Origin of the sequence: Antarcticimicrobium sp. (genome assembly GCF_029212575.1) — a bacterium.
Taxonomy (GTDB): Bacteria; Pseudomonadota; Alphaproteobacteria; order Rhodobacterales; family Rhodobacteraceae; genus Antarcticimicrobium.
Genome location: NZ_JARGPK010000016.1, coordinates 21,602 through 46,467, shown reverse-complemented (window position 1 = coordinate 46,467; position 24,866 = coordinate 21,602). Strand labels below are relative to the sequence as shown.

The window sequence follows — 24,866 nt, the reverse complement described above, 5'->3', positions numbered from 1 at the left end:
AAATGGCCCAACGCATTGCCCGTGCCGGTTCAGGGTGGGGACGTGCAAGGCGGCGGCACATACCGCGCCGTGGACGGCCACGGGAAATCGCGGGACCGATGGCGTGGATCATGGACGCGCGCCCGAGACCTTCCCAGAGGATTGGAAAAAACGGTGTGGTCGGCGTTGATTCGAACAGGAAAGCGAAGAACATAAAAAGAACATATGTCTGAGGCTACCGAATATTGAAAAACATACGGGATTTTCTGGGAGAAATCTGGGGGTAACGGAAAAGTCTATATGTTGTGTCTATGACCTGAAGGGTGGCTAGGTGGTGGGAAAATTCTGACGAATGCCGGGGTTTTTGCCAAGCTTCGAGAGGCTTATCAGGCCTAAATTCCAGCGGATCCCTCAAATTCCAATTGATTTCCATCAATTCCCGTGGCATCTCTTGTTCATCGGATGAAGACGAGGACACAGGGGCGGAAGACCCCGGACCAGAATAATAAAGCAGGTTTCATACAGGCACTTCGCTTTCATCTAACCAAGAGATCCGGCGCGCGGGCGAGCAGACATCCCCCCAGGTGGCGCGCGCAGTCGGACACCCCGCAGAGCGGGACAAGGGCGGCGGGTTGATCAGTGGCAGCAGATCAACCCGCCGTTTTTCCATCCGGGGGCACGATTTTCGCGGGGGCACAGGCAGAGGGACGGCGGGGCGTGAGCCGACGGTTCAGAGGCGAATACACCTTCAAGGTGGATGCAAAGGGCAGGGTGTCGATCCCGGCCCTGTTTCGCCGTGTGCTCGAGGCCGGCGATCCCGACTTCACCGAGGGGCTGAGGCCGCAGCTCGTCATCGTCTACGGCCCGCCCGATCAACCCTATCTCGAGGCCTACACCATCGCCGAGATCGAGAAACTCGAAGCCAAGATCGAGCGGCTGCCCAATTCACCGCTGAAACGCAAGCTGGTGCGCGACATCACCTCGCGCTCGCATCATACCGAGGTCGACCCCGACGGGCGGCTGGTGCTGCCGCTGCGCCACCGCGACAAGATCGCGCTGGAGAAGGAGGCGTTCTTCGTCGGCACCTCCGGCACCTTCCAGATCTGGAATCCCGAGACCTACGAGGCGCTTCTGGCCGAGGAAGAGGACGAGGGGCTGGGGTTCGACATTCCCGAGGGGACCAACCCGCTCGACGCGCTGGACATGGCCTTGGCCAGGCAGGCGCAAGACGGCGAGGGGGGCTGAGCCATGGCCGCCGCTGCCGCGTCCGTCCCGCCATCGAAGAAACCCCATATCCCGGTTCTGCTGCGCGCGCTGCTTGAGGCGGTCGCGCCTGTCACCGGCACCTGGCTGGATGGCACCTTCGGCGCCGGCGGCTATACCCGTGGGCTGCTGGAGGCCGGCGCCGCCCGCGTGATCGCGGTGGACCGCGATCCGCTGGCCTTCGAACTGGCACAGGACTGGGCGGCGGACTACGGCGAGCGGCTGGTGATGCAGCCGGGCGTGTTCTCGCGTATGGATGAATATGCCAGCGACCTCGACGGTGTCGTGCTCGATCTCGGCGTGTCCTCGATGCAGCTGGACATGGCCGAGCGCGGCTTTTCCTTCATGAAGGAGGGGCCGCTGGACATGCGTATGTCGCAAGAGGGCCCCAGCGCCGCCGATCTGGTCAATTCGGCGGAGGAGGCAGAGCTTGCCGACATTCTCTATCTCTACGGCGAGGAGCGCGCCAGCCGCCGCATCGCGCGCGCCATCGTCCGGGCGCGCGGCGAGGCACCGATCGAGACCACCCTGCGGCTGGCCGGGATCGTCGAATCCTGCCTGCCGCGCGCCAAGCCGGGCCAGTCACACCCCGCGACCCGCACATTCCAGGCGCTGCGCATCGCGGTGAACGACGAGTTCGGAGAGCTGTTTCGCGGGCTGATGGCTGCCGAACGGGCGTTGAGGCCGGGTGGCAAGCTGGCCGTGGTCAGTTTTCATTCCATCGAGGACCGGATGGTCAAGCGTTTCCTGCAATCGCGGGCCGGGCAGACCGGGCGCGGCAGCCGCCATGCACCGGAGGTGGCGCAGGTCGATCCGCAGTTCATCCTGCGGCCGCGCAAGGCGATCGCGCCGGATGACGCGGAGCTGGCCGAGAACCCCCGCGCGCGCTCGGCCCGGCTGCGGGTGGCGGTGCGCACCGAGGCGCCCGCCGGCAGCGTCGATCCGCGCGAGATCGGGATGCCGCAACCCAAAGACACGGCGAAGGGGAGGGGGCGATGAGGGGCATAGCCTATGTTCTGACCGCGCTGGCGGTGTTCGGACTGGCGTTCTGGGCCTACCGCGAGAATTACGCGACCCAGCAGGTGCTGAAGGAAACCCGCGCGCTGCAACAGCAGATCGGTGCGGCGCAGCTGCGGATCGGCGTGCTCAGGGCCGAATGGGCCTATCTCAACCGTCCTGATCGCCTGTCCGAGCTGGCCGGGCTGAACTTCGACCGGCTGGGGCTCTTGCCGCTGCGCCCGGACCAGTTCGGCCTGATCGACGAGGTCAGCTACCCGCCCGAGCCGCTGCTGCCGATCACCAATCCCGTCGATGTCTCGACCATGGCCGAGGGAGAGCAGCCATGACGCGCACGCCGCTGCGCCCGCTGGCGCGCATCCTGCCGGCCCGCGCCAAGGGCGAGAACCCCGCGGTCATCGAGCGCGAGAACATCCGCCAGCGCCATGCCGAGATGCAGGACCGGGCGCGGGTGCGCGCCGAGGGCCGGCTGCTGGTGCTGGGGCTGTTCTTTTTCTGTGCCTTCCTTGTGGTGGGCGGGCGCATGGCGGTGATGGCGACCTCGGAGCCGCAGGAGCCGGTGGCCAGTGCCCACGGCGCCTCGATCGCGGCGCAGCGGGCCGACATCGTGGATCGCAAGGGCCGCATCCTGGCGACCAATTTCGAGACCCATTCGCTCTATGCCCAGCCGCCCGAGCTGGTCGATCCCGAGGCGGCGGCCAGGGGTCTGGTGCGGATCTTTCCCGATCTGGACGAGGCGCGGCTGATCAGGGATTTTTCCGGCAAGCGGAAATTCGTCTGGATCAAAAAGCGGATCAGCCCGGAGCAGAAACAGGCGGTGCACGACCTGGGCGATCCGGGGCTGCTGTTCGGCCCGCGCGAGATGCGGCTTTATCCCAATGGCAAGCTGGCCGCGCATGTGCTGGGCGGCGCCGGGTTCGGCCGCGAGGGGGTGAACGCGGCCGAGGTGATCGGCGTGGCGGGGGTGGAAAAGCAGTTCGACGATTATTTGCGCGACCCGGCCAACGGCGCCCAGCCGCTGGCGCTGTCGCTGGATCTGACGGTGCAGGCGGCGGCCGAGCAGGTGCTGGCCGGGGGCATGAAGCTGATGAATGCCAAGGGCGCCTCGTCGATCCTGATGGACGTGCACAGCGGCGAGGTGGTCTCGGTGGTCAGCCTGCCCGATTTCGACCCCAACGACCGGCCGCGGCCGCCGGTCTCGGGCGACCCCAGCGACAGCCCGCTGTTCAACCGGGCGGTCCAGGGGGTGTACGAGCTGGGTTCGACCTTCAAGATCTTCACCGCCGCGCAGGCCATCGATCTCGGGCTGGTGTCGGCGGAGACCATCGTGGACACCTCGGGGCCGATGAAGGTGTCGGGCTATCCCATTGGCGAGTTTCACAACAAGAACTACGGCAAGCTCAGCGTCGCCGACGTGATCGTGCACAGCTCCAACCGGGGCACCGGGCGGCTGGCGCTGGAGATCGGGCCGGAGCGGCAAAAGGCGTTTATGGGCGCGCTGGGCATGTTCGACCCCACCCCGTTCGAGATCGTCGAGGCGCACGGCGGTCAGCCGCTGGTGCCGGAGCGCTGGACCGAGCTGAGCACGGTGACGATTTCCTATGGTCACGGGCTGTCGATCAGCCCGATGCACCTTGCCGCCGGCTATGCCACTATTGCCAACGGCGGTCATTACGTGAGCCCCACGGTGCTGCGCCAGGACGGTCCGCAGCACGGGCCGCGAGTGCTGTCCGAACGGGCCGCCGCCGATGCGCGGCGGATGCTGCGCAAGGTGGTCACCGACGGCACCGCCAGTTTCGGCGAGGTGCCGGGCTATGCGGTGGGCGGCAAGACCGGGACCGCCGACAAGCCCAAGCCGCGCGGCGGATACTATGACGACAAGGTGATCGCCACCTTCGCGTCGATCTTTCCCGCGCATGATCCGAAATACGTGCTGGTGGTCACGCTGGACGAACCCTCGGTCCAGGCCTACCAGGAAGAACGGCGCACCGCCGGCTGGACCGCGGTGCCGGTGGCGGCTGAGATGATCGGGCGCCTGGCGCCGCTTCTGGGGCTGCGGCCCGACGTTGAACCCGGCCCGCGCGCTGCTATAACGCTCACGTCGAATTGAGAACGCATTGATCACGGGGGCGCAGGGGCGGGGCATCATGGGCATCTTGGCCAAATCACTCAGCCAGCTGGCCCTGACCGCCCGGGGCGGGCGCGATCCGCAGATCACCGGGCTGGCGGTGGACAGCCGCCAGGTCCGCGATGGTTTCCTGTTCGCGGCGCTGCCGGGCACAAGGGTGCATGGCGGCGAATTCATCCAGTATGCCTTGCGCATGGGCGCGGCGGCGGTGCTGACCGACGCGACGGGCGCGGCGCTGGCCGAGGCGGAACTGGCCGCATCGCAGGCCGCGCTGGTGGTGGTGGAGGATCCGCGCCAGGCGCTGGCCTGCACCGCCGCGCTGTGGTTCGGCGCCCAGCCCGGGGTGATGGCGGCGGTGACCGGAACCAATGGCAAGACCTCGGTCGCCACATTTCTGCGCCAGATCTGGGCCGGGCTGGGGCACGCGGCGATCAACCTCGGCACCACCGGGGTCGAGGGGGCCTGGAGCGCGCCGCTTCAGCATACCACGCCGGAGCCGATTACCCTGCACCGGGTTCTGGCCGAGGCGGCCGGGCATGGCATCACTCACGCGGCGATGGAGGCCTCCTCACACGGGCTGGAGCAGCGGCGGCTGGACGGGGTTCAGCTTGCGGCGGCGGCTTTCACCAATTTCACCCAGGATCACCTGGATTATCATGAGAGTTTCGAAGCCTATTTCGCCGCCAAGGCCGGGCTGTTCCGCCGGGTGCTGCCGCCCGACGGCACCGCGGTGATCAACATCGAGGATCCGCGCGGACCCGAGATGCGCGCCATCGCCGCCGCGCGCGGGCAGACGGTGCTGAGCGTGGGCCGTGGCGGCTGCGACCTGTGTCTCCTGGCACAGCGGTTCGACGCCACCGGACAGGATCTGCGGTTCACATGGGAAGGCCAGAGCCATCAGGCGCGGCTCGACCTGATCGGGGGGTTTCAGGCCGAAAACGTCCTGATTGCCGCCGGGCTCGCCATCGCCTGCGGCGCCGAGGCGGAGGCGGTGTTCCGCACCCTGCCGGAGCTGACCACGGTGCGCGGGCGGATGCAGCTGGCCGCGACTCGCGGTAACGGCGCGGCGGTCTTCGTCGATTACGCCCATACCCCCGACGCGGTGGCGACCGCACTGCGGGCCTTGCGCCCGCATGTGATGGGTCGGCTGGTGGCCATCGTCGGCGCCGGCGGCGACCGCGACCGCGCCAAACGGCCGCTGATGGGGGCGGCGGCGCAGGACCATGCCGATCTGGTCTTTGTCACCGACGACAACCCCCGCAGCGAGGACCCGGCCAGCATCCGCGCCGCCGTGATGGAAGGGGCGCCGGAGGCGATCGAGGTCGGCGACCGCGCCGAGGCGATCCTGCGCGGGGTCGATGCGCTGGGACCGGGCGATGCGCTGCTGATCGCGGGCAAGGGGCATGAGACCGGGCAGATCGTCGGCGACGACATATTGCCCTTTGACGATGCCGAACAGGCCAGCGTGTCGGTCGCCGCGCTGGACGGGCGCCCGGCATGAGCCCGGCAAAGAGCGTTGACGCCCTGCGCGAAATCGGCCAAGGCAGGCGCGCCCCGGTACACCGCGAAAGGGGCCAATTCACAAGATGAAGAATAGGACCGGCTGACATGCTCTATTGGTTGACCGCGCTGTCGGACGGGGGGGATTTTTTCAACCTGTTCCGCTACATCACGTTCCGTGCCGGTGGGGCCTTTCTGACCGCGCTGCTGTTCGGGTTCCTGTTCGGACCGCCGCTGATCAACGTCTTGCGCCGCCGCCAGGGCAAGGGCCAGCCGATCCGCGACGACGGACCAGAGGGGCACCTGTCCAAGGCCGGAACGCCGACCATGGGCGGGCTGCTGATCGTCGGCGCGCTGGTGACCGCAACGGCGCTCTGGGCGCGGCTGGACAATCCCTTTGTCTGGCTGGTGCTCTTCGTGACGCTGGCCTTCGGCGCCATCGGCTTTGCCGACGATTACGCCAAGGTCTCCAAGCAGAACACCAAGGGGGTGCCGGGCAAGCTGCGGCTGGGGCTGGGCATCGTGATCGCGGTGGTGGCCGCGCTCTGGGCGGCGTGGAACCACCCGGCAGACCTGCAGAACCAGCTGGCGCTGCCGGTGTTCAAGGACACGCTGGTCAATCTAGGGTTTTTCTACGTGCCGTTCTCGGTCTGCGTGATCGTGGGGGCGGCCAACGCGGTGAACCTGACCGACGGGCTGGACGGACTGGCGATCATGCCGGTGATGATCGCGGCGACCACGCTGGGCATCATCGCCTATGCGGTGGGGCGCACCGACTTTACTGAATACCTCGACGTGCATTACGTGCCGGGCACCGGCGAGATCCTGGTCTTTACCGCCGCGCTCTTCGGCGGGGGGCTGGGGTTTTTGTGGTACAACGCGCCGCCGGCGGCGGTGTTCATGGGCGATACCGGCAGCCTCGCGCTGGGCGGCGCGCTGGGCGCCATCGCGGTGGCGACCAAGCACGAACTGGTGCTGGCCATCGTCGGCGGCCTGTTCGTGGTCGAGGCGCTGTCGGTCATCATCCAGGTGCTCTATTTCAAGCGCACCGGGCGACGGGTGTTCCTGATGGCGCCGATCCATCACCACTACGAGAAAAAGGGCTGGGCCGAACCCACCATCGTGATCCGGTTCTGGATCATCTCGCTGATCCTGGCGATGATCGGACTGGCGACGCTCAAGGTGCGCTGAGCCGGCTTGCAAAACGCCGCGCCCCGGGTGCAGGGTGCGCGGGCATTTGCAGACGAACAAGGGCGCGATGAAAACGGCATTGGTGACAGGCGGCAACCGCGGCATCGGGCGGGCCATCGCGGCCGGGCTTGTGCGCGATCACCGGGTGGTGATCGGGGTGCGCGACCGGCAGGCGGGCCGCGAGGCGGCCGAGGCGCTGGGCTGTGGCTGGGTGCATCTGGACCTGGAGGCGCCCGAGGGGTTCGCCCCGGCGCTGGAGCGGATCGGCGGGATCGATGTGCTGGTCAACAACGCGGGCATCCTGATCGACAGCAACATGATCGCCGATCCGCAGGGCGTGGCGCGCTCGATGCAGGTGATGTTCCATGCGCCCTACGAGTTGATCCGCCTTTGCCTGCCGCATATGGCGGCGCGGGGCTGGGGGCGGATCGTCAACCTGTCCTCGGACTGGGGCAGTTTTTCCGAGGGGCTGGCGGGGCCGGGCGCCTATGGCGTCGCCAAGGCGGCGCTGAACGCGCTGACCCACGCGCTGCCGCGCGATCTGCCCGAGGGCGTCAAGGTCAACGCGATGTGCCCCGGCTGGGTGGCGACGCGGATGGGCGGCGAGGCTGCGCCGCGCAGCCCGGCGCAGGGGGCGGAAACCGCGCTCTGGCTGGCACGGCTGGGCGCGGAGGGGCCGACGGGCGGATTTTTCCGCGACAAGAAGGAGCTGGGCTGGTGATACCGGTACGCGGATACGAGGGCGCCAAGGTTGCCGTTCTGGGACTGGGGCGCACAGGTGTGTCGGCGGCGCGGGCCTTGCGCGCGGGCGGCGCGGAGCCTCTCTGCTGGGACGACAACCCCGAGGCGCGGGCGCGGGCCGAGGGCGAGGGGTTCACCTGTGCCGATCCGTCCCGGTCGGGCGGATTCGACGGCATCGCGGCGCTGATCGTCTCGCCCGGAATCCCGCATCTTTATCCCGCGCCCAACCCGGTGGTTGCCGCCGCGCTGGCGGCCGGGGTGCCGGTGGACAATGACATCGGGCTGTTCTTTCGCTCGCTGGCGACGGCGGATTGGGATGCGCTGGACAGGTTGCCGCGGGTGGTGGCGGTGACCGGATCGAACGGGAAATCGACCACGGCGGCCTTGATCGACCATATCCTGCAAGAGGCCGGGCGGCCGGTGCAATTGGCCGGCAACATCGGCCGCGGGGTGCTGGATCTCGATCCCCCGGGCGAGGGCGCGGTGGTGGTGCTGGAACTGTCGAGTTACCAGACCGATCTGGCCCGGGCGCTGACCCCGGATGTGGCGGTCTTCACCAACCTCTCGCCCGACCACCTGGACCGGCACGGCGGGCCGGGCGGCTATTTCGCGGCCAAGCGGCGGCTGTTTGCCGAGGGTGGGCCGGACCGCGCTGTGATCGGTGTCGATGAGGTCGAGGGGCGGTTCCTGGCCGGGCAGCTGTCCGAGGGGCCGAGCGATGATCGGGTGATCCGCATCTCCTCGGGGCAAAAGCTGACCGGGCCGGGCTGGCAGGTCTTCGCCCGCAAGGGGTTTCTGGCCGAGACCCGCAAGGGCAAGCAGATCGCCTCGATCGATCTGCGCGGCATCACCGGGCTGCCCGGTGCGCATAACCACCAGAACGCCTGCGCCGCCTATGCCGCCTGCCGCGCGCTGGGGGTGCCGCCGCGCATGATCGAGGCGGCGCTGCACAGCTATCCGGGCTTGCCGCACCGCAGCCAGGTGATCGCCGAGCGGAACGGGGTGGTTTTCGTCAACGACAGCAAGGCCACCAACGTCGACAGTGCCGCCAAGGCGCTGGGCGCCTTTGCCCGTATCCGCTGGATCTGCGGCGGGCTGGAGAAAGAGGGCGGTCTGGGCGCGCTGAAGGGCGCGACCGGAGCTGTCGCCAAGGCCTATGTCATCGGGCGCGAGGCGGCGGGGTTTGCCATGCAGCTCGATGTGGAGGCCGAGGTCTGCACCACGATGGCGGCAGCGGTGGCGCGTGCGATGGAAGAGGCCGTTCCGGGCGATACCGTGCTGCTGGCCCCGGCGGCGGCGAGCTTCGACCAATACGACAATTTCGAGCGGCGCGGCGAGGATTTTACCGCCGAGGTGCAAAAGCGGCTCGACTAGGGCCGTTGCCGTCATGCGCGACAGAGGGCGGGCGCCTGCCCGTGGGATGGCGCCTGCAACCGATGAGCGGTGCGCTTTATCCTGGCCAAATTCATCTTTCCTGCGAACGGAGCGCCCGGGTTGCCAAAGCGCCAGCCCGCAGGGACGGGCAGGCGCTCGCCCGGCGCGCGTTGCGCGCTATTCGGGCGGGGGAGGGCGGTATTTCACCCCTTCGCCGCGATGGCCGTTCCGGCGGCATGGCCCGAGGCCCAGGCCCATTGGAAGTTGTAGCCGCCAAGCCAGCCGGTGACATCCACCGCCTCGCCGATGGCGTAGAGCCCGGGCACCGCTTTTGCCGCCATGGTTTTCGACGACAGCGCGTCGGTGTCGATGCCGCCCAGCGTCACCTCTGCGGTGCGATAGCCTTCGCTCCCCGAGGGGATGAGGCGCCAATCGCCGAGACGGTCGCAAAGCGATTGCAGCGCCGCGTCGGACTGGTCGGCGAGATTGCCGTTCAGGTCCAGCTCCGGGGCGAGGAACTCCACCAGTCGGGCTGGAAGGTGGCGCGCCAACTCGGTGGTCAGTGCCCGGCGTCCGGCCTGTTGCCGCTGGTCCCTCAGGGTCTCGTAGAGCGGCAGATCGGGGATCAGGTTGACCGCGATCTCCTCGCCCTCGCGCCAGTAGGACGACAGTTGCAGCACCGCCGGGCCAGAGAGGCCGCGATGGGTAAAGAGCAGCGCCTCGTCGAACCCGGCGCGGGCGTTCGACAACCGCGCCGGTAGCGAGACCCCGGCCAGCGGGGCAAAGCGCCCCTCGGGAAAGGTGAAGGGAACCAGCGCGGGCCGGGTCTCGGTCACATCAAGCCCGAATTGCCGGGCAATGTCATAGGCCAGCCCGGTCGCCCCCATCCTGGGGATCGACTTGCCGCCGGTGGCCAGCACAAGATTGCGGCAGGTCAGATCGACCCGCTTGCCCTCACGGTCGAGGGTGAGCGCGAAGCCGCCGTCGGTCTTCGACAGATCCACAAGCGCGGTGGAGAGCCACAGCGCGGCGCCCGCCCTGGCCATCTCGTCGCGCAGCATGGCGATGATCTGCGTCGCCTTGCCGTCGCAAAAGAGCTGGCCCAGCGTCTTTTCATGCCAGGCGATGCGGTGACGGCCGACCAGGTCGATGAAATCCCACTGGGTATAGCGGGCCAGCGCCGACTTGCAGAAATGCGAGTTTGCCGACAGGAAGTTCTCGGGGGCGGCGTGAAGGTTGGTGAAATTGCAGCGTCCGCCGCCCGAGATGCGGATCTTTTCCCCCGGGTTGCGCGCATGGTCGATCACCAGCACGCGCGGACCCGCGTGGGCGGCGCACATCATGCCGGCGGCTCCGGCGCCCAGGATGACCGTTTCGAACTCCATCCGCGCCGCTTGGCCCGGATCGCGGCGGATGGCAAGAGGAACGGGCTGGAATGAAAGCCCGTTTCGCGGTACTGTTCGACCCAGACCCGGAAAACCGGGCGGACAGAGGCAGCAAACGGCAGGATTACCATGACCGAGATGGTCTATGGCGCGGTTTCCGCGCAACGGGGCGAACCCATTCTTCCCAAGTGGTGGCGGACACTGGACAAGTGGTCGATGACCTGTGTGCTGGTGCTGGCCGGTATCGGGCTGCTGCTGGGTCTGGCGGCCTCTCCGCCCTTGGCCTCGCGCAACGGGCTCGATCCGTTTCACTATGTCGAGCGGCAGGCGGTGTTCGGCACGCTGGCGCTGACCGCGATGCTGCTGACCTCGATGATGACGCCGACGCTGGTGCGGCGGCTGGCGGTGCTGGGGTTTGCCGCGTCCTTCGTCGCGCTGGCGCTGCTGCCGGTGCTGGGCACCGATTTCGGCAAGGGCGCGATGCGCTGGTATTCTCTGGGATTCGCCAGCGTGCAGCCCTCGGAATTCATGAAACCGGTCTTCATCGTGGTGGCGGCCTGGATGCTGGCGGCAAGCCAGCAGATCAACGGCCCGCCGGGCACGGCGTGGTCGGCGCTGCTGTGCCTGACCATCGTCGGCATGCTGGTGATGCAGCCCGATTTCGGCCAGGCCTGCCTGGTGCTGTTCGGCTGGGGGGTGATGTATTTCGTCGCCGGGGCGCCGATGACGCTGCTGGTGGGGATCGTGCTGGCGGTGGTGCTGGGTGGTACCGTGGCCTATTCCAGCTCGGAGCATTTCGCGCGCCGCATCGACGGGTTTCTCAGCCCCGAGGTCGATCCCACGACCCAGCTCGGCTATGCCACCAACGCGATCCGCGAGGGCGGGCTGTTTGGCGTCGGAGTTGGCGAGGGGCAGGTGAAATGGTCGCTGCCCGATGCCCATACCGATTTCATCATCGCCGTCGCGGCCGAGGAATACGGTCTGATCCTGGTGCTGATCATCATCGCGCTTTACTGTTCGATCGTGGTCCGCTCGCTGTTGCGGCTGATGCGCGAACGCGATCCCTTCATCCGGCTGGCCGGCACCGGGTTGGCCTGTATCTTCGGGGTGCAGGCGATGATCAACATGGGCGTGGCGGTGCGGCTGTTGCCGGCCAAGGGGATGACCCTGCCTTTCGTCAGCTATGGCGGCTCGTCGCTGATCGCGGGGGGCATCGCGCTGGGCATGCTGCTGGCCTTCACCCGGACCCGGCCGCAGGGCGAGATCGGCGAGATTCTGCGCGGCCGTCCCTGAGGGGCTGGCGGTGCGCGGGGATTTGCGCGATGGCCGGGGCCCGCGCCCCGAAACCGAAGACAAACGCAGGACAACGCCCATGCCACAAAAGCTGCTGATGATCGCCGCCGGCGGCACCGGGGGCCACATGTTCCCGGCCCAGGCCCTGGCCGAGGCGATGCTGAAACGCGGCTGGCGGGTCAAGCTGAGCACGGATGCGCGCGGCGCGCGCTATACCGGCGGCTTTCCCCATTCGACCGAGATCACCCAGGTGCAAAGCGCGACCTTTGCCCGTGGCGGGGCGCTGGCCAAGGTGCTGGCAGGCCCGAAGATCGCCGCCGGCGTGCTGGCCGCCGCCTGGTCGATGAAGCGTGACCGACCCGACGCGGTGGTGGGCTTTGGCGGCTACCCGTCGATCCCGGCGCTGGGGGCGGCGACGCTGCTGGGCCTGCCGCGGATGATCCACGAACAGAACGGCGTGCTGGGCCGGGTCAACAGGGTCTTCGCCAAGCGGGTGGCGCAGGTGGCCTGCGGCGTCTGGCCGACCGAGCTGCCCGAGGGGGCGCAGGGCGTGCCTGTCGGCAACCCGGTGCGCGCGGCGGTGCTGGCGCGGGCGGGCGCGGGATACATCGCGCCGGGCGATTACCCGATGTCGATCCTGGTGATCGGTGGCAGCCAGGGCGCGCGCATCCTGTCCGACGTGGTGCCCGCCGCCATCGCCGCACTGCCGTCCGAGGTGTTGCGCAACATCCGGGTCAGCCACCAGGCCCGTGACGAGGACGGCGCGCGGGTGGCGGCGTTCTATGCCGAACAGGGGATCGACGCCGATGTGCAGCCGTTCTTCAACGACGTGCCGGCGCGAATGTCCGAGGCGCAGCTGGTGATCTGCCGCGCCGGGGCCTCGACCATCGCCGATCTCACGGTGATCGGGCGGCCCTCGATCCTGATCCCCTATGCCGCCGCCGTCGGTGACCACCAGACCGCCAACGCGCGTGGCCTGGTCGAGGCCGGCGCGGCGATCCTGATCCCGGAAAAGCGGCTTGACCTTTCCAGCCTGACCGCGCAGATCACCGCGGTTCTGTCCGACCCCGCCGGCGCCCAGCAGATGAGCGCGGCGGCACTGGGCGCGGGCATGCCGGACGCCACCGAGAGGCTGGCGGCGCTGGTCGAAGAGCTGGCCGAAGCCCGGCCCGAGAAGGAGCGCGCATGACCCCCGCCACCAAACTGCCCACCGATGTCGGGCCGATCCATTTCGTCGGCATCGGCGGTATCGGCATGTCGGGCATCGCCGAGGTGCTGCTGAACCTGGGCTACCGGGTGCAGGGCTCGGACCTGAAACGCTCGAAGATCACTGATCGGCTGGCCGGTCTGGGCGCGCAGGTGTTCGAGGGGCAGCGGGCCGAAAACCTGGAAGGCGCCGAGGTGGTGGTGATCTCCTCGGCGATCAAGCCGGGCAATCCCGAGCTCGACGAGGCGCGCCGCCGCGGCCTGCCCATCGTCAAGCGGGCCGAGATGCTGGGCGAGCTGATGCGGCTGAAATCAAACGTCGCCGTCGCCGGCACCCACGGCAAGACCACCACCACCACGCTGATGGCCGAGATGATGGTCGCCGGCCGGTTCGATCCCACCGTAGTCAACGGCGGCATCATCCATGCCTACGGCTCCAACGCGCGGATGGGGCAGGGCGAATGGATGGTGGTCGAGGCCGACGAGAGCGACGGCAGCTTCAACCGGCTGCCCGCCACCATCGCCATCGTCACCAATATCGACCCCGAGCACCTGGAGCATTGGGGCGATTTCGATAAGCTGCGCGACGGGTTCTATCAATTCGTCTCCAACATCCCGTTCTACGGGCTGGCGGTCTGCTGCACCGATCATCCCGAGGTGCAGGCGCTGGTCGGCCGGGTCACCGACCGCCGCGTCGCCACCTACGGCTTCAACGCCCAGGCCGACGTGCGCGCGGTGAACCTGCGGTATCAGGCCGGCGTGGCGCATTTTGACATCGCGCTGCAGACCGAAGGCCAGATGATCGAGGGCTGCACCCTGCCGATGCCGGGCGATCACAACGTCTCGAACGCGCTGGCTGCGGTCACCGTGGCGCGGCACCTGGGCATGAAGCGGGCCGAGATCCGCGCCGCGCTGGCCGCCTTCGGCGGGGTCAACCGGCGCTTCACCACGGTGGGCGAGGTCAACGGCGTCACCGTGATCGACGACTACGGCCATCACCCGGTGGAAATCGCCGCCGTGCTCAAGGCGGCGCGACAGGCCACCGAGGGCCGCGTCATCGCCGTGCACCAGCCGCACCGTTATACCCGCCTGCATTCGCTGTTCGACGATTTCTGCGGCTGTTTCAACGAGGCCGACGTGGTCGGCATCGCCGAGGTCTACGCCGCCGGAGAGGATCCGATCCCCGGCGCCAGCCGCGACGACCTGGTCGCCGGGCTGATCCGCCACGGCCACCGCCACGCCCGCGCCGTCCTGTCCGAGGACGACCTGACCCGGATGGTGCGCGACGAGGCCCGGCCGGGCGACATGGTGGTCTGCCTTGGCGCCGGCACCATCAGCGCCTGGGCCAACAACCTGCCGGAGCGGCTGAAGGGGTAGGGACATGGCCGGGGAGGAGATGACGCAAGAGCGGTTGGAAGCTTGGCTCAACTCTCGGCCCGAGAAGGCTCGCGTTCAGGAGGCTGCTTGGATCGCGTCGCGGATCGCTGCGCGACAACTGCCCGACATGTTTCGCAACTTAAGCTCTCCAAAACATGAGCTTGATCTCGCATTCTTGTATTGTTGTCGATTGGCGTTGCTATCAGGAATTGAGAGTATCTGGCCAACGACCGAGCTCAAGTCCGCCGGGGACGCCGCTGCGAAATTCGCCCAAGAGGGAGTTGCCCGAAGCGTCAATGCTTCCTTTTTTGGAGCTTCCTTAGCTTCAACGGAGGCTGCGATTAACGCCCACGCTGCAATTTCCGGCAACATTGACGCCACTCGAGCTGCCGTTCGAGCCGCGAATTCAATCATCGATCCCGCCGTTAATTCTGCCTTGGCGGATGACGTTAAGTTTCTTTCTGGGGAAGGAGAATTTTCCCATGCGCGGCCGCTTTGGCCGGAAGAGTGGCGCGCAGAATTTGAACAGTTTTGGAAAGAAGTGGCAATTTCGTTGATGGCAAGCCTTGTTCAGAATGATGGACGCGAAGGCCTACTGGTAGACTGGTCCTTCTGGATCAATTGGTACGAGAACCTTCTCGCCGGTCGTCCGCAAAACCGTGCCCTGCTGACCGACATCGCGCTGATCCCGGATGCGGATTGGGCAAAGGGACCGGCGCATGTGAATGCGATGATTGCAGAGATCGTCGAAAAGCATGCCAGTGTCGATGAGATCATCCGCCAGAATCCTTATGCCCACAAGATCGAGGTCGATGCGAAATGCGGGCGGCTTGTCGCGTCGTCGCGGAATGCCCCGGACCTGAGCCAGATCGAGGCCGCCATCCGGCAGGCGCTGAAAGACTTCACCGCCCGTTGTCGCAAGGACAAATCGGCCAATCGGCTCGGAATCCAAATGAATACGATGTTCGCGCCGGTCATTTCCGACCTGCGCCGCGATCTCCGGCGCTACCGATCCGATCCACTGACCATGTTCGACCATGTGTCTTTGGCGCAGCGGGAACTGGAACGGATCGCGAAAAACGAGGGCTTCTCAGCAGATGGCCCCTTCGCGCGTCTGGTGGATGCACTGGAAACCCAGAAGGATGATATTTGCGTCGCGGTCCCCGACGTGGCGGAGACCCAGCGCAACCGGCTGGCGGTTCGTGTCGCCCGCTACACGGACGAACAACGCGCAATGGCGCTGCGTTTGTGCGCCGGGATGGCGGCGGATAGTGAAGGTGTGCTGCATGCCGCGGCTGCGCTTGCGATCCAGAAAATCCTCGATCCGGAGAGCAGTGAAGAGGAAACGAAATCTGCTTGGTATTTCATGACGGCAGCCATTCCGCGCGGGGCACGCGCGATTCGGGCGTCGGACATGAAAGAAGCCTCGCCGAAACAGGCTAAGTCGACCCTGCAAAAGGTGGTCGATGGTGCGGACAAACTCGCGAAGCTGGACAAGGGCATCGATGCGGTTCAGGAGTTCGGGACAGAAGGGGCAGGTTGGGTCACAGAATTCTGGACACAGGTCGAGTCAGGGAATTTCTACGGGTTGCTAGGATGACCGAACCCCATCTCAAACGCCGTATCGGACCCGGGCTGCTGACCGCCTATGGCGTCGGCATCATGGTCGGTGCGGGGATCTACGTGCTGACCGGGATCGCCGCCGGGGTGGCCGGGGTCTGGGCGCCGCTGTCGTTCCTGCTGGCCGGGCTGGTGGCGGTGCCCTCGGCGCTGGCCTTTGCCGAGCTGTCGGCGCGCATCCCCGAGGCGGCCGGTGACAGTTCCTACATCGAGGTCGGATTGCGTCGGCACGGGCTGGCGGTGCTGGTGGGCTGGATCAACATTGTCGCGGGCACCGTGGCGGCGGCGGCGGTGCTGCGCGGCGGGGTCGGCTACCTGACCGCCATCGTCGATGTCCCCTTTGTCTGGGGCGTGGTGGGTTTCGGCGCGGCGATGACCGTCATCGCCCTGATCGGCGTGCTGGAAAGCCTCGCCTTCGCCGCGATCCTCACGCTGGTCGAGGTGGTCGGCCTGGTGCTGGTCACCGGCGCCGGCTTTGCCGCCGCCCCGGTGGCCGATTGGAGCGCACCGCCGCCGCCGGAATGGAGCGGGGTGGCCGCCGCCACCGTCTTCGGCTTTTTCGCCTTCATCGGCTTCGACGACATGGTCAACGTGGTCGAGGAGACCAAGAACCCCGAACGCTCGATGCCGCGCGCGATCCTCTGGGCGCTGGCGCTGACCGCGCTGCTTTACGCGATGGTGTCGATGGCCGCTGTGCGCTCGGTCCCGCGCGAACTGCTGGGCGTTTCGGAGCGGCCCTTGGCGCTGGTCTGGGAGGCAGGCACCGGAACCTCGGCGCTGTTTCTCTCGGCGATCGCGGTGGCGGCGGCGATGAACGGCGTGCTGGCGCAGATCGTGATGGCGGCGCGGGTGCTGTTCGGGCTCGGCAAACGCTCGCCGGGGCTGTCGGTGTTCCGCCACGCGCACAAGCGGTTCGGCACGCCGGTTCTGGGCACCCTGGTGGTCGGCGCGGCGACGACGGCGGCGGCGCTGACCCTGCCGGTGGCGGTGCTGGCCGAAATCACCACCCAGGCGCTGCTGATCGTCTTTGCCATCGTCAATGCCGCGCTGGTGGGCGTCAAGCGGCGCGAGCCGGAGGGGCCTTTCGTGGTGCCCGCCTATGTGCCCTGGCTGGGCATGGCCGCCTGCGTCGCCGCCTTCGCGGCCTCCTTCGCGTGAGGGCGGGATGAGCGCGCCGGTGATCGCCGCCAGCCTCTGGGTGCTGGCCGGGGCGATGGTTGCGTTTCTGCCGCTGCGGTACCAGTACCTGCCCGGCGGGCTGCTGCTGCTTTGCGCGCCGGGGCTGCTGGTCTGGCTCGGGGCGGTGCACGGGATCTGGATCGCGCTGGCCGCGCTGCTGGCGGTGCTGTCGATGTTCCGCCGGCCCTTGCGTGAGCTGTTGCGCCGGGCGTGGGGGCGGCGATGACGCCGTCGCTGATCCTGGCCTGCCTCTGGGCCGTTGCGGCAAATCTGAGCGCCATGCTCCCCAGCCGTGACAACCACTGGCGCCGCGCCTACGGGCTGATCGCGCTGGGCATTCCGCTGCTGGGCTGGGTCACCTATCAGAACGGGCCGTGGATCGGGCTGCTGGTGCTCGCGGCGGGGATGTCGGTGCTGCGCTGGCCGGTGCTCTACCTGGCCCGCTGGCTGCGTCGGCGCGTACGCTGAGGCGTTCGGCGCGCTGGACGGATGCAGGCGGACGGGGCTAGAGTTGCCTATGGTCTATGTCATGCCGCTGTTGTGCTTTGTGATCCCGCTGATCCTGGGGGTCGTGGCGGTGCGAAATCGCGTGGGCTGGGTGGTGCCGCTGGCGGCGCTGCTGCTGGCGATGCTGATGGTCTGGGCGATCTGGACCGGCCGACAGCACCAGGGCTGGGATGCGATCGGATATGGCATCTTCGCCGCGCTGATGGCGGCCCCGGCGATCCTGGGCGTGCTGATCGGCGGCGGTATCGGCTGGTGGCGGCGATGGCGCAGGGCGGCGCGCGGCGACGGGTGAGGCCACGGCCCGGAGTATTTGCAGTCAGAGGACGGGGCCGGGTTGTTCTCGATCCGGGGCGGCGGTAGCAGAGGCGCATGGAGCATGACTTTCCCCAGCTGCGCGGGCGACTGACCCGCAACAAACCGCTGTCCGAGCTGACCTGGCTGCGCGTGGGCGGGCCGGCCGACGTGCTGGTCCAGCCCGCCGATATCGAGGATCTCGCGGCCTTCCTGGCGGCGCTGCGCCCGGATGTGCCGGTGTTTCCCATGGGCGTCGGGTCCAACCTGATCGTGCGCGACGGCGGGCTGCGCGCGGTGGTGATCCGGCTGGGGCGCGGCTTCAACGGGATTGTCGTCGAGGACAACCGGGTGACCGCAGGGGCGGCGGCGCTGGATGCGCATGTGGCGAAACGGGCGGCGCAGGCGGGGGTCGACCTGACCTTCCTGCGAACCATCCCGGGCAGTATCGGCGGCGCGGTGCGGATGAACGCGGGCTGCTACGGCTCCTACGTGGCCGATGTCCTCGTCTCGGCCCGCGCGGTGACACGGCGCGGCGAAATCGTCACGCTGACTGCGCGCGATCTGAACTTCCGCTACCGGCAGAGCGATCTGTCCGAAGGGATGGTGATCGTCGAGGCAACCTTCGAGGGGCCGTCAGCCGACCCCAGGGCGCTGCTGGCGCGGATGGACGAGCAGCTGCGCAGGCGCGACGAGAGCCAGCCGACGAAAGAGCGCAGCGCCGGCTCCACCTTTCGCAACCCGGCGGGGTTCTCCAGCACCGGGCGGGCCGACGACGTGCATGACCTCAAGGCCTGGAAGGTGATCGAGGATGCCGGAATGCGCGGCGCCCGTCTGGGCGGCGCACAGATGAGCGAGAAACACGCCAATTTCCTGATCAACGCCGGTGGCGCCAGCGCCGCGGATCTGGAGGGACTGGGCGAGGCGGTGCGAAAAAAGGTTTACCAGACCAGCGGCATAACGCTAGAATGGGAAATCATGCGGATCGGCGAAGCAGAAAGCTGACGATCCGCGGAATAACACCCGAACGCGACACCCCGCAGGCACATAAGGGGGCGCGAAAACCGGGAACAAACACGGGTCGCAAAGGCCCGGGGACATTGAGGCACAACGTGGGTCACGCGAGCGGAAAGACCCCCCTTGTTGCGGTATTGATGGGCGGCGCCTCGGCCGAACGCGAGGTCTCGCTGCCCTGTGGGCGCGCATGCGCCACCGCGCTGCGGGGCGAAGGCTATGAGGTGGTCGGGCCGGATGCCGGCCCGGACCTCGGCGAACGGCTGCGCGGTTTTTCTCCCGATATGGTGATCGGCGACTGCCGGATGGTGGAGGATGCCGCGTGCAACAGGTGATCCGCCCCCGCCCCCAGGCGCGCCCCGATCCGGCGCCCTCGCGTCTGAATTACCGGGTGCAGCGCTGGATGCTGACGCCGGGGATCCGGCTGGGGCTGCGCACCCTCGTGCCCTTCGCCCTGTGCTTTGCGCTGGGCTCGCTCTTCATGGCTGACCAGGGGCGGCGCGACGCGCTGACGGTGTTCCTGTCCGACCTGCGCGTCTCGATCCAGGAGCGGCCCGAATTCATGGTCGGGCTGATGGCGATCGACGGCGCCGGACGCAACCTGTCGGAGGATATCCGCGAGGCTGTGGCGCTGGATTTCCCCGTCAGTTCCTTCGACCTCGACCTGCAACAGATCCGCGAGCGGATCGTCGGGCTCGACCCGGTCAAGGCGGCCAGCGTGCGCATCCGCCCCGGCGGCATCCTCCAGGTCGACGTGGTCGAACGCCAGCCCTCGGTGATCTGGCGCAGCCGCGCCGGGCTGTCGATGCTGGACGCAAGCGGCACCCATGTGGACCAGTTGCCGGCCCGGACCACGCGGCCCGAGCTGCCACTGATCGCCGGCCAGGGCGCCGATCGCGCGGTCGGCGAGGCGCTGGCGCTGTTTGCCGCGGCGCAACCGCTTGCCGGGCGACTGCGCGGCCTGGTCCGCATCGGCGAGCGGCGTTGGGACGTGGTCCTGGATCGCGGCCAGCGCATCCTGCTGCCGCCGGACCGGCCGGTGCGGGCGCTTGAACGGGTGCTGGCGCTGAACGAGGTGCGCGACCTGCTGGAGCGCGACGTGACCGTTGTCGACATGCGTCTGCGGGCGCGGCCAACGGTGCGGATGACCGAGCACGCGGTCGAGGACTGGTGGAAAATAAGAAGAATAAACGGATACGGGCAGTAACAGATGACGGACCTCTACCAATCCCAACGGGCGATGCGGCAAATGCGCCGCCAGGCGATGCAGCGCGGGGTGATCGCCGTCCTTGACGTGGGCAGCTCCAAGATCGCCTGCCTGATCCTGCGGTTCGACGGCACCGCCAAGCTGAGCGAGGACAATTCCATCGGCTCGCTGGCGGGGCAAAGCGGGTTCCGCGTGGTCGGCGCCGCGACGACCCGGTCGCGCGGGGTGCAGTTCGGCGAGATCACCGCCATGCAGGAGACCGAGCGCGCCATCCGCACCGCCCTGCAGGCGGCGCAGAAGATGGCCGAGATCCGTGTCGATCACGTGATCGCCTGCTTCTCCGGTGCCAGCCCGCGCTCTTACGGGCTCGACGCGACGGTCGAGCTCGAGGGGCAGGTGGTCACCGAGGCCGAGATCGCCCGCGTGCTCTCGGCCTGCGAGGTGCCCGAATACGGCGCCGGGCGCGAGGTGCTGCATGCCCAGCCGGTGAACTTCGCGCTCGACAACCGCTCGGGCCTGATCGACCCGCGCGGCCAGCTCGGGCACAACCTGGCCGTCGATATGCACATGCTGACGGTGGACGCCGCCGCGATCCAGCACCTGGTCCATTGCATCAAGCGCTGCGACCTGGAACTGGCGGGCATCGCCGGATCCGCCTATGTCTCGGGGATTTCCGCGCTGGTCGAGGACGAGCAGGAACTCGGGTCGGCCTGTATCGACATGGGCGGCGGCAGCACCAGCATCTCGATCTTTCTGAAAAAGCACATGATCTATGCCGATTGCGTGCGCATGGGCGGCGATCACATCACCGGCGATATCTCCATGGGCCTGGGTGTTCCGATGACCAATGCCGAGCGGATCAAGACCTTTTGCGGCGGGGTCCATGCCACCGGTGCCGACGACCGCGACATGATCGACATCGGCGGCGACACCGGCGACTGGGAACATGACCGCCGCACGGTAAGCCGCGCCGAGCTGATCGGTATCATGCGGCCGCGTGTCGAGGAGATCCTCGAAGAGGTGCGCGTGCGGCTCGACGCGGCGGGGTTCGAGCACCTGCCCAGCCAGCAGATCGTGCTGACCGGCGGGTCGAGCCAGATCATGGGACTCGACGGGCTGGCCAGCCGCATCCTCGGCCAGCAGGTGCGGCTTGGCCGGCCACTCAGGGTGCACGGGCTGCCGCAATCGGCCACCGGTCCGGGCTTTGCGGGCGCGGTCGGGTTGGCGCTGTTCGCCGCCCATCCGCAGGACGAATGGTGGGATTTCGAGATCCCGGTCGATCGCTATCCGGGCCGTTCGCTGCAGCGCGCGGTCAAATGGTTCCGCGACAACTGGTGAGGTCTTTGCCGGCCGGCGGAGGCCAGGGCGGATTCCGGCGTTTTTTGTGGCCCGCGCGGCAACCGCATGCTAATCTTCAGGAAAGTCACCCCGACGAGAGGTGACCGGGAGGGTCGAGCAGGGACCCCGCGAAGACAACTCAGGGACCGCGCATCTTGCGTGTGCCCAACATGCGCGCCGGATCATCGCCGGGGCCCTATTGTTGCGTGTGCCATTGCCCGCAACATCTAGAGGGCTCGGCCATATGACGCCGGTACACGTAATTTTTTTGCCATATTTGGTATGAATCACTTGTTTTCTTGGTGACCTTGGGCTGTGATCCCGCTATTGTTCTTATTAGGCAGACCCGTCCGGCAGAGGCGGAGCGTGACGTAAACGATTGTGAACAGGCGGACAGAGCATGACATTGAACCTTTCGATGCCCGGACAGGACGAACTGAAACCGCGGATCACCGTTTTCGGCGTCGGGGGCGCGGGCGGCAATGCCGTCAACAACATGATCGAAAAATCGCTTTCGGGCGTTGAGTTCGTGGTCGCCAACACCGATGCGCAGGCGCTGCAGCAAAGCCACGCCGGAAACCGGGTTCAGCTGGGCGTCAAGGTGACCGAGGGGCTGGGCGCCGGGGCGCGGGCCTCTGTCGGCGCCGCCGCCGCCGAGGAAAGCATCGAGCAGATCGTCGATCACCTGGCCGGTTCGCACATGTGCTTCATCACCGCGGGCATGGGTGGCGGCACCGGCACCGGCGCCGCGCCGATCATCGCCCAGGCCGCGCGCGAACTGGGCGTGCTGACTGTGGGCGTGGTGACCAAGCCGTTCCAGTTCGAGGGCATCAAGCGGATGCGCCAGGCCGAGGATGGCGTCGAGGCGCTGCAAAAGGTCGTCGATACGCTGATCATCATCCCGAACCAGAACCTGTTCCGGCTCGCCAACGAAAAGACCACCTTTACCGAGGCCTTCTCGCTGGCCGATGACGTGCTTTACCAGGGCGTCAAGGGCGTGACCGACCTGATGGTGCGCCCCGGCCTGATCAACCTCGATTTCGCCGACGTGCGCGCGGTGATGGACGAGATGGGCAAGGCGATGATGGGCACCGGCGAGGCCGAGGGCGAGGATCGCGCGATCCAGGCCGCCGAAAAGGCGATCGCCAACCCGCTGCTGGATGAAATCAGCCTCAAGGGCGCCCGCGGTGTGCTGATCAACATCACCGGCAGCCATGACCTGACCCTGTTCGAACTGGACGAGGCCGCCAACCGCATCCGCGAAGAGGTGGACCCGGAGGCCAACATCATCGTCGGCTCGACCCTGGACACCGACATGCAGGGCATGATGCGCGTCAGCGTCGTGGCCACCGGCATCGACGCGACGGACGTGCACAGCGACATTCCGGTGCCGCGCCGCCCGTTGTCGCAGCCGCTCAAGCAGAAGGTCTCGGCCGAGGAAAGCCGCGCGCAGGCACCGCTGGAGCTGGATACGCCGATCGCTGCCGAGGTCACCCAGGCCGAGGAGCCGGTTCAGGCACCCGAACCGGTCGCCGCCGAACCGGCCCCGGAGCCCAGCCTGTTCGAGGGTATCGAGGAGACCGCCGCGCAGGAGGCCGCGCCCCAGGACCACGGCGAACTCCGTCAGGAGCAGCAGGTAGCCTGGCAGGACGACGGATTGCCGCCGCCCGCCTACCGCCCGGAAGAGCCGGTGTTCGAGCCGCGCGCCGAGGTTGAAGAGGACGAGAGCGAACAGTTCATCGCGCCCCGGGCGCCCGCGCCCGGCACCCCCTCGCCGGAGGCGCTGGCCCGGCTGCATGCCGCCGCCCGCAACGCGCCGCGCGCACCGCAGCAGGGATCGGTTTCCCAACAGCCACCGGCGCCGGAGAAAAGCCGCTTTGGTTTCAACCGTCTGATCGACCGGATGACCGGGCACGCCGGGGATACCCCCTCGGGCGGGGCCCAGCCGGCCCGGCAACAGCCGCCGGTGCAGCGACCGGAAAGCGCCGTCCAACCCGAGGCCGATCCTGACCAGGAGCGGATCGAGATTCCCGCCTTCCTGCGGCGCCAGGCAAACTGAATACGGACACAGTTCCGCAACGTAAGACCACCCCTTGGGGTGGTCTTTTTCTTTTAAAAACAAAAGATTGGAATAAGATCGGCGGGGATCTGCCGGAATGTTTCAATGATGTTTCATTCAGTTACAAAGATTGAGTTGAGCCATGGACGGCGGAACATTACTTCGGATGCACCGGCACTGGGGATGGCCGGAGCCACGCTGAGAGGCCGCTTTTGCAACATACGCTGAGAACGCCAGTCACCTTCACCGGGGTCGGCCTGCATTCGGGCAAACCGGTCAGAATGGTGATCCGCCCGGCCGCTGCCGGCAGCGGCATCTGGTTCAAGCGGATCGATATCGCGCTCGGCGATACAATGATCCCGGCGCTCTACCATGCCGCCGAACAGACCCCGCTCTGTACCCGGCTGGTCAACGCCGCCGGTGTTTCGGTTTCCACCGTCGAACATGTCATGGCCGCGCTGGCGGGCTGCGGCGTGCACAATGCGCTGATCGAGATCGACGGGCCCGAGGCTCCGATCCTCGACGGCTCCGCTGCCCCCTTCGTGCGCGGCATCATGGCGCGCGGCCTGCGTGGACAGCTTGAGCCCATCCTCGCTTACCAGGTGCTTCGGCCGGTCACGGTCGAACGCGACGGCGCCCGCGCGACCCTGGCCCCGGCCGATCGCCTGATCATCGAATTTCACATCGACTTCGCCGATGCCGCCATCGGCCGCCAGAGCAAGCGGCTGGACATGGGCAACGGGTCTTTCGCGCGCGAGCTTTGCGACAGCCGCACCTTCTGCCGCTACGACGATGTCCAGCGCATGCACGAGAACGGGCTCGGGCTTGGCGGTACGCTGGAAAACGCCGTGGTTGTCGATGGCGACACCATCCTGACTCCGGGCGGGCTGCGTCACCGCGACGAGGCGGTCCGCCACAAGATGCTCGATGCGCTCGGCGATCTGGCGTTGGCCGGGGGGCCGCTGCTGGGCCACTACACCGGCGAGCGTGCGGGCCACACGCTGACCAACGCGCTGCTGCGCGCGCTCTTTGCCGCGCCCGATGCGGTGCGCCCGGTCCTGTGCGATCCGAGCATCTCCGCGCGGCTGCCCGGCAAGGGGCTGGCGTTGCACGAGATCCCCCAGGTCGCCTGAGCGCGCGGCCTGCCGCCAGGGCCATTGACCGGGGGCGTTTTAAGGCGTTTTGCACCGGAAATTA

22 protein-coding genes and 1 pseudogene are annotated in these 24,866 nt (G+C 67.5%); 22 read left to right on the top strand and 1 reads right to left on the bottom strand.

Going from position 1 to position 24,866, the window contains the following annotated elements; all coding sequences use genetic code 11:
* Positions 1-696: 696 nt before the first annotated feature.
* From mraZ to murD, 8 genes are all read left to right on the top strand, one after another.
* The gene (gene mraZ, locus P1U75_RS02980; protein WP_300239627.1) at positions 697-1,224 is read left to right on the top strand and encodes a division/cell wall cluster transcriptional repressor MraZ; all 528 of its coding nucleotides are present in this window, start codon (positions 697-699) and stop codon (positions 1,222-1,224) included.
* A 3-nt stretch (positions 1,225-1,227) separates the two neighbouring features.
* Positions 1,228-2,241: a 16S rRNA (cytosine(1402)-N(4))-methyltransferase RsmH gene (rsmH, locus tag P1U75_RS02975; RefSeq protein ID WP_300239625.1), complete on the top strand. Its 1,014-nt coding sequence runs from the start codon at positions 1,228-1,230 to the stop codon at positions 2,239-2,241.
* The gene (locus tag P1U75_RS02970; protein WP_300239622.1) at positions 2,238-2,588 is read left to right on the top strand and encodes a cell division protein FtsL; all 351 of its coding nucleotides are present in this window, start codon (positions 2,238-2,240) and stop codon (positions 2,586-2,588) included. The genes rsmH and P1U75_RS02970 overlap by 4 nt, the downstream gene beginning before the upstream one ends.
* The gene (locus tag P1U75_RS02965; protein WP_300239620.1) at positions 2,585-4,369 is read left to right on the top strand and encodes a penicillin-binding protein 2; all 1,785 of its coding nucleotides are present in this window, start codon (positions 2,585-2,587) and stop codon (positions 4,367-4,369) included. Before P1U75_RS02970 ends, P1U75_RS02965 begins: the two co-directional genes overlap by 4 nt.
* Before the next feature lie 37 nt (positions 4,370-4,406).
* Positions 4,407-5,888 carry a UDP-N-acetylmuramoyl-L-alanyl-D-glutamate--2,6-diaminopimelate ligase gene (locus P1U75_RS02960; protein ID WP_300239618.1) on the top strand — a complete coding sequence of 494 codons (1,482 nt, stop codon included), beginning with the start codon at positions 4,407-4,409 and terminating at the stop codon, positions 5,886-5,888.
* Between the two features lie 107 nt (positions 5,889-5,995).
* Positions 5,996-7,078, top strand: coding sequence for a phospho-N-acetylmuramoyl-pentapeptide-transferase (mraY, locus tag P1U75_RS02955; protein WP_300239616.1), 1,083 nt, complete (start codon positions 5,996-5,998; stop codon positions 7,076-7,078).
* A 67-nt stretch (positions 7,079-7,145) separates the two neighbouring features.
* Entirely contained in the window at positions 7,146-7,799 is a 654-nt protein-coding gene (locus P1U75_RS02950) for an SDR family NAD(P)-dependent oxidoreductase (protein ID WP_300239614.1), read from the top strand.
* A complete protein-coding gene (murD, locus tag P1U75_RS02945; RefSeq protein WP_300239610.1) occupies positions 7,796-9,193 on the top strand; it encodes a UDP-N-acetylmuramoyl-L-alanine--D-glutamate ligase in 1,398 nt (465 codons plus the stop codon). Before P1U75_RS02950 ends, murD begins: the two co-directional genes overlap by 4 nt.
* Positions 9,194-9,396: 203 nt before the next feature.
* On the opposite strand, the gene P1U75_RS02940 is transcribed toward murD, so the two are convergent.
* Positions 9,397-10,578, bottom strand: coding sequence for an NAD(P)/FAD-dependent oxidoreductase (locus P1U75_RS02940; protein WP_300239608.1), 1,182 nt, complete (start codon positions 10,576-10,578; stop codon positions 9,397-9,399).
* Positions 10,579-10,707: 129 nt separating this feature from the next.
* On the opposite strand from P1U75_RS02940, the gene ftsW reads away from it, so the two are divergent.
* The 14 genes and pseudogenes from ftsW to lpxC all read left to right on the top strand — a co-directional run bounded on the left by ftsW (position 10,708) and on the right by lpxC (position 24,802).
* Entirely contained in the window at positions 10,708-11,871 is a 1,164-nt protein-coding gene (gene ftsW / locus P1U75_RS02935; RefSeq protein ID WP_300239605.1) for a putative lipid II flippase FtsW, read from the top strand.
* 79 nt (positions 11,872-11,950) lie between these two features.
* The gene (gene murG / locus P1U75_RS02930) at positions 11,951-13,060 is read left to right on the top strand and encodes an undecaprenyldiphospho-muramoylpentapeptide beta-N-acetylglucosaminyltransferase (protein ID WP_300239603.1); all 1,110 of its coding nucleotides are present in this window, start codon (positions 11,951-11,953) and stop codon (positions 13,058-13,060) included.
* On the top strand, positions 13,057-14,454 hold the full coding sequence (gene murC / locus P1U75_RS02925; protein WP_300239600.1) for a UDP-N-acetylmuramate--L-alanine ligase: 1,398 nt from the start codon (positions 13,057-13,059) through the stop codon (positions 14,452-14,454). Before murG ends, murC begins: the two co-directional genes overlap by 4 nt.
* 4 nt (positions 14,455-14,458) lie before the next feature.
* Entirely contained in the window at positions 14,459-16,054 is a 1,596-nt protein-coding gene (locus P1U75_RS02920; protein WP_300239597.1) for a hypothetical protein, read from the top strand.
* Positions 16,051-17,232 (top strand): APC family permease, encoded by a 1,182-nt coding sequence (locus P1U75_RS02915; protein ID WP_300239595.1) that lies wholly within the window; start codon positions 16,051-16,053, stop codon positions 17,230-17,232. The genes P1U75_RS02920 and P1U75_RS02915 overlap by 4 nt, the downstream gene beginning before the upstream one ends.
* 7 nt (positions 17,233-17,239) lie before the next feature.
* Complete coding sequence (locus tag P1U75_RS02910; RefSeq protein ID WP_300239592.1) at positions 17,240-17,479, top strand: DUF2484 family protein; 240 nt, start codon at positions 17,240-17,242, stop codon at positions 17,477-17,479.
* Positions 17,476-17,721, top strand: coding sequence for a DUF2484 family protein (locus tag P1U75_RS02905; RefSeq protein ID WP_300239589.1), 246 nt, complete (start codon positions 17,476-17,478; stop codon positions 17,719-17,721). The genes P1U75_RS02910 and P1U75_RS02905 overlap by 4 nt, the downstream gene beginning before the upstream one ends.
* A gap of 49 nt (positions 17,722-17,770) precedes the next feature.
* Positions 17,771-18,052 carry a hypothetical protein gene (locus P1U75_RS02900; RefSeq protein ID WP_300239586.1) on the top strand — a complete coding sequence of 94 codons (282 nt, stop codon included), beginning with the start codon at positions 17,771-17,773 and terminating at the stop codon, positions 18,050-18,052.
* A 77-nt stretch (positions 18,053-18,129) separates the two neighbouring features.
* Positions 18,130-19,056, top strand: a complete 927-nt coding sequence (murB, locus tag P1U75_RS02895) for a UDP-N-acetylmuramate dehydrogenase (protein ID WP_300239584.1) — start codon at positions 18,130-18,132, stop codon at positions 19,054-19,056.
* Between the two features lie 149 nt (positions 19,057-19,205).
* Positions 19,206-19,355 (top strand): annotated as a pseudogene (locus tag P1U75_RS02890) (D-alanine--D-alanine ligase); the annotation flags it as partial.
* 32 nt (positions 19,356-19,387) lie between these two features.
* Complete coding sequence (locus tag P1U75_RS02885; RefSeq protein WP_300239581.1) at positions 19,388-20,272, top strand: cell division protein FtsQ/DivIB; 885 nt, start codon at positions 19,388-19,390, stop codon at positions 20,270-20,272.
* A 3-nt stretch (positions 20,273-20,275) separates the two neighbouring features.
* Positions 20,276-21,610, top strand: a complete 1,335-nt coding sequence (gene ftsA / locus P1U75_RS02880; RefSeq protein WP_300239578.1) for a cell division protein FtsA — start codon at positions 20,276-20,278, stop codon at positions 21,608-21,610.
* A gap of 400 nt (positions 21,611-22,010) precedes the next feature.
* Positions 22,011-23,669, top strand: a complete 1,659-nt coding sequence (gene ftsZ / locus P1U75_RS02875) for a cell division protein FtsZ (protein WP_300239575.1) — start codon at positions 22,011-22,013, stop codon at positions 23,667-23,669.
* Positions 23,670-23,881: 212 nt separating this feature from the next.
* A complete protein-coding gene (gene lpxC, locus P1U75_RS02870; protein ID WP_300239572.1) occupies positions 23,882-24,802 on the top strand; it encodes a UDP-3-O-acyl-N-acetylglucosamine deacetylase in 921 nt (306 codons plus the stop codon).
* Positions 24,803-24,866 lie beyond the last annotated feature (64 nt).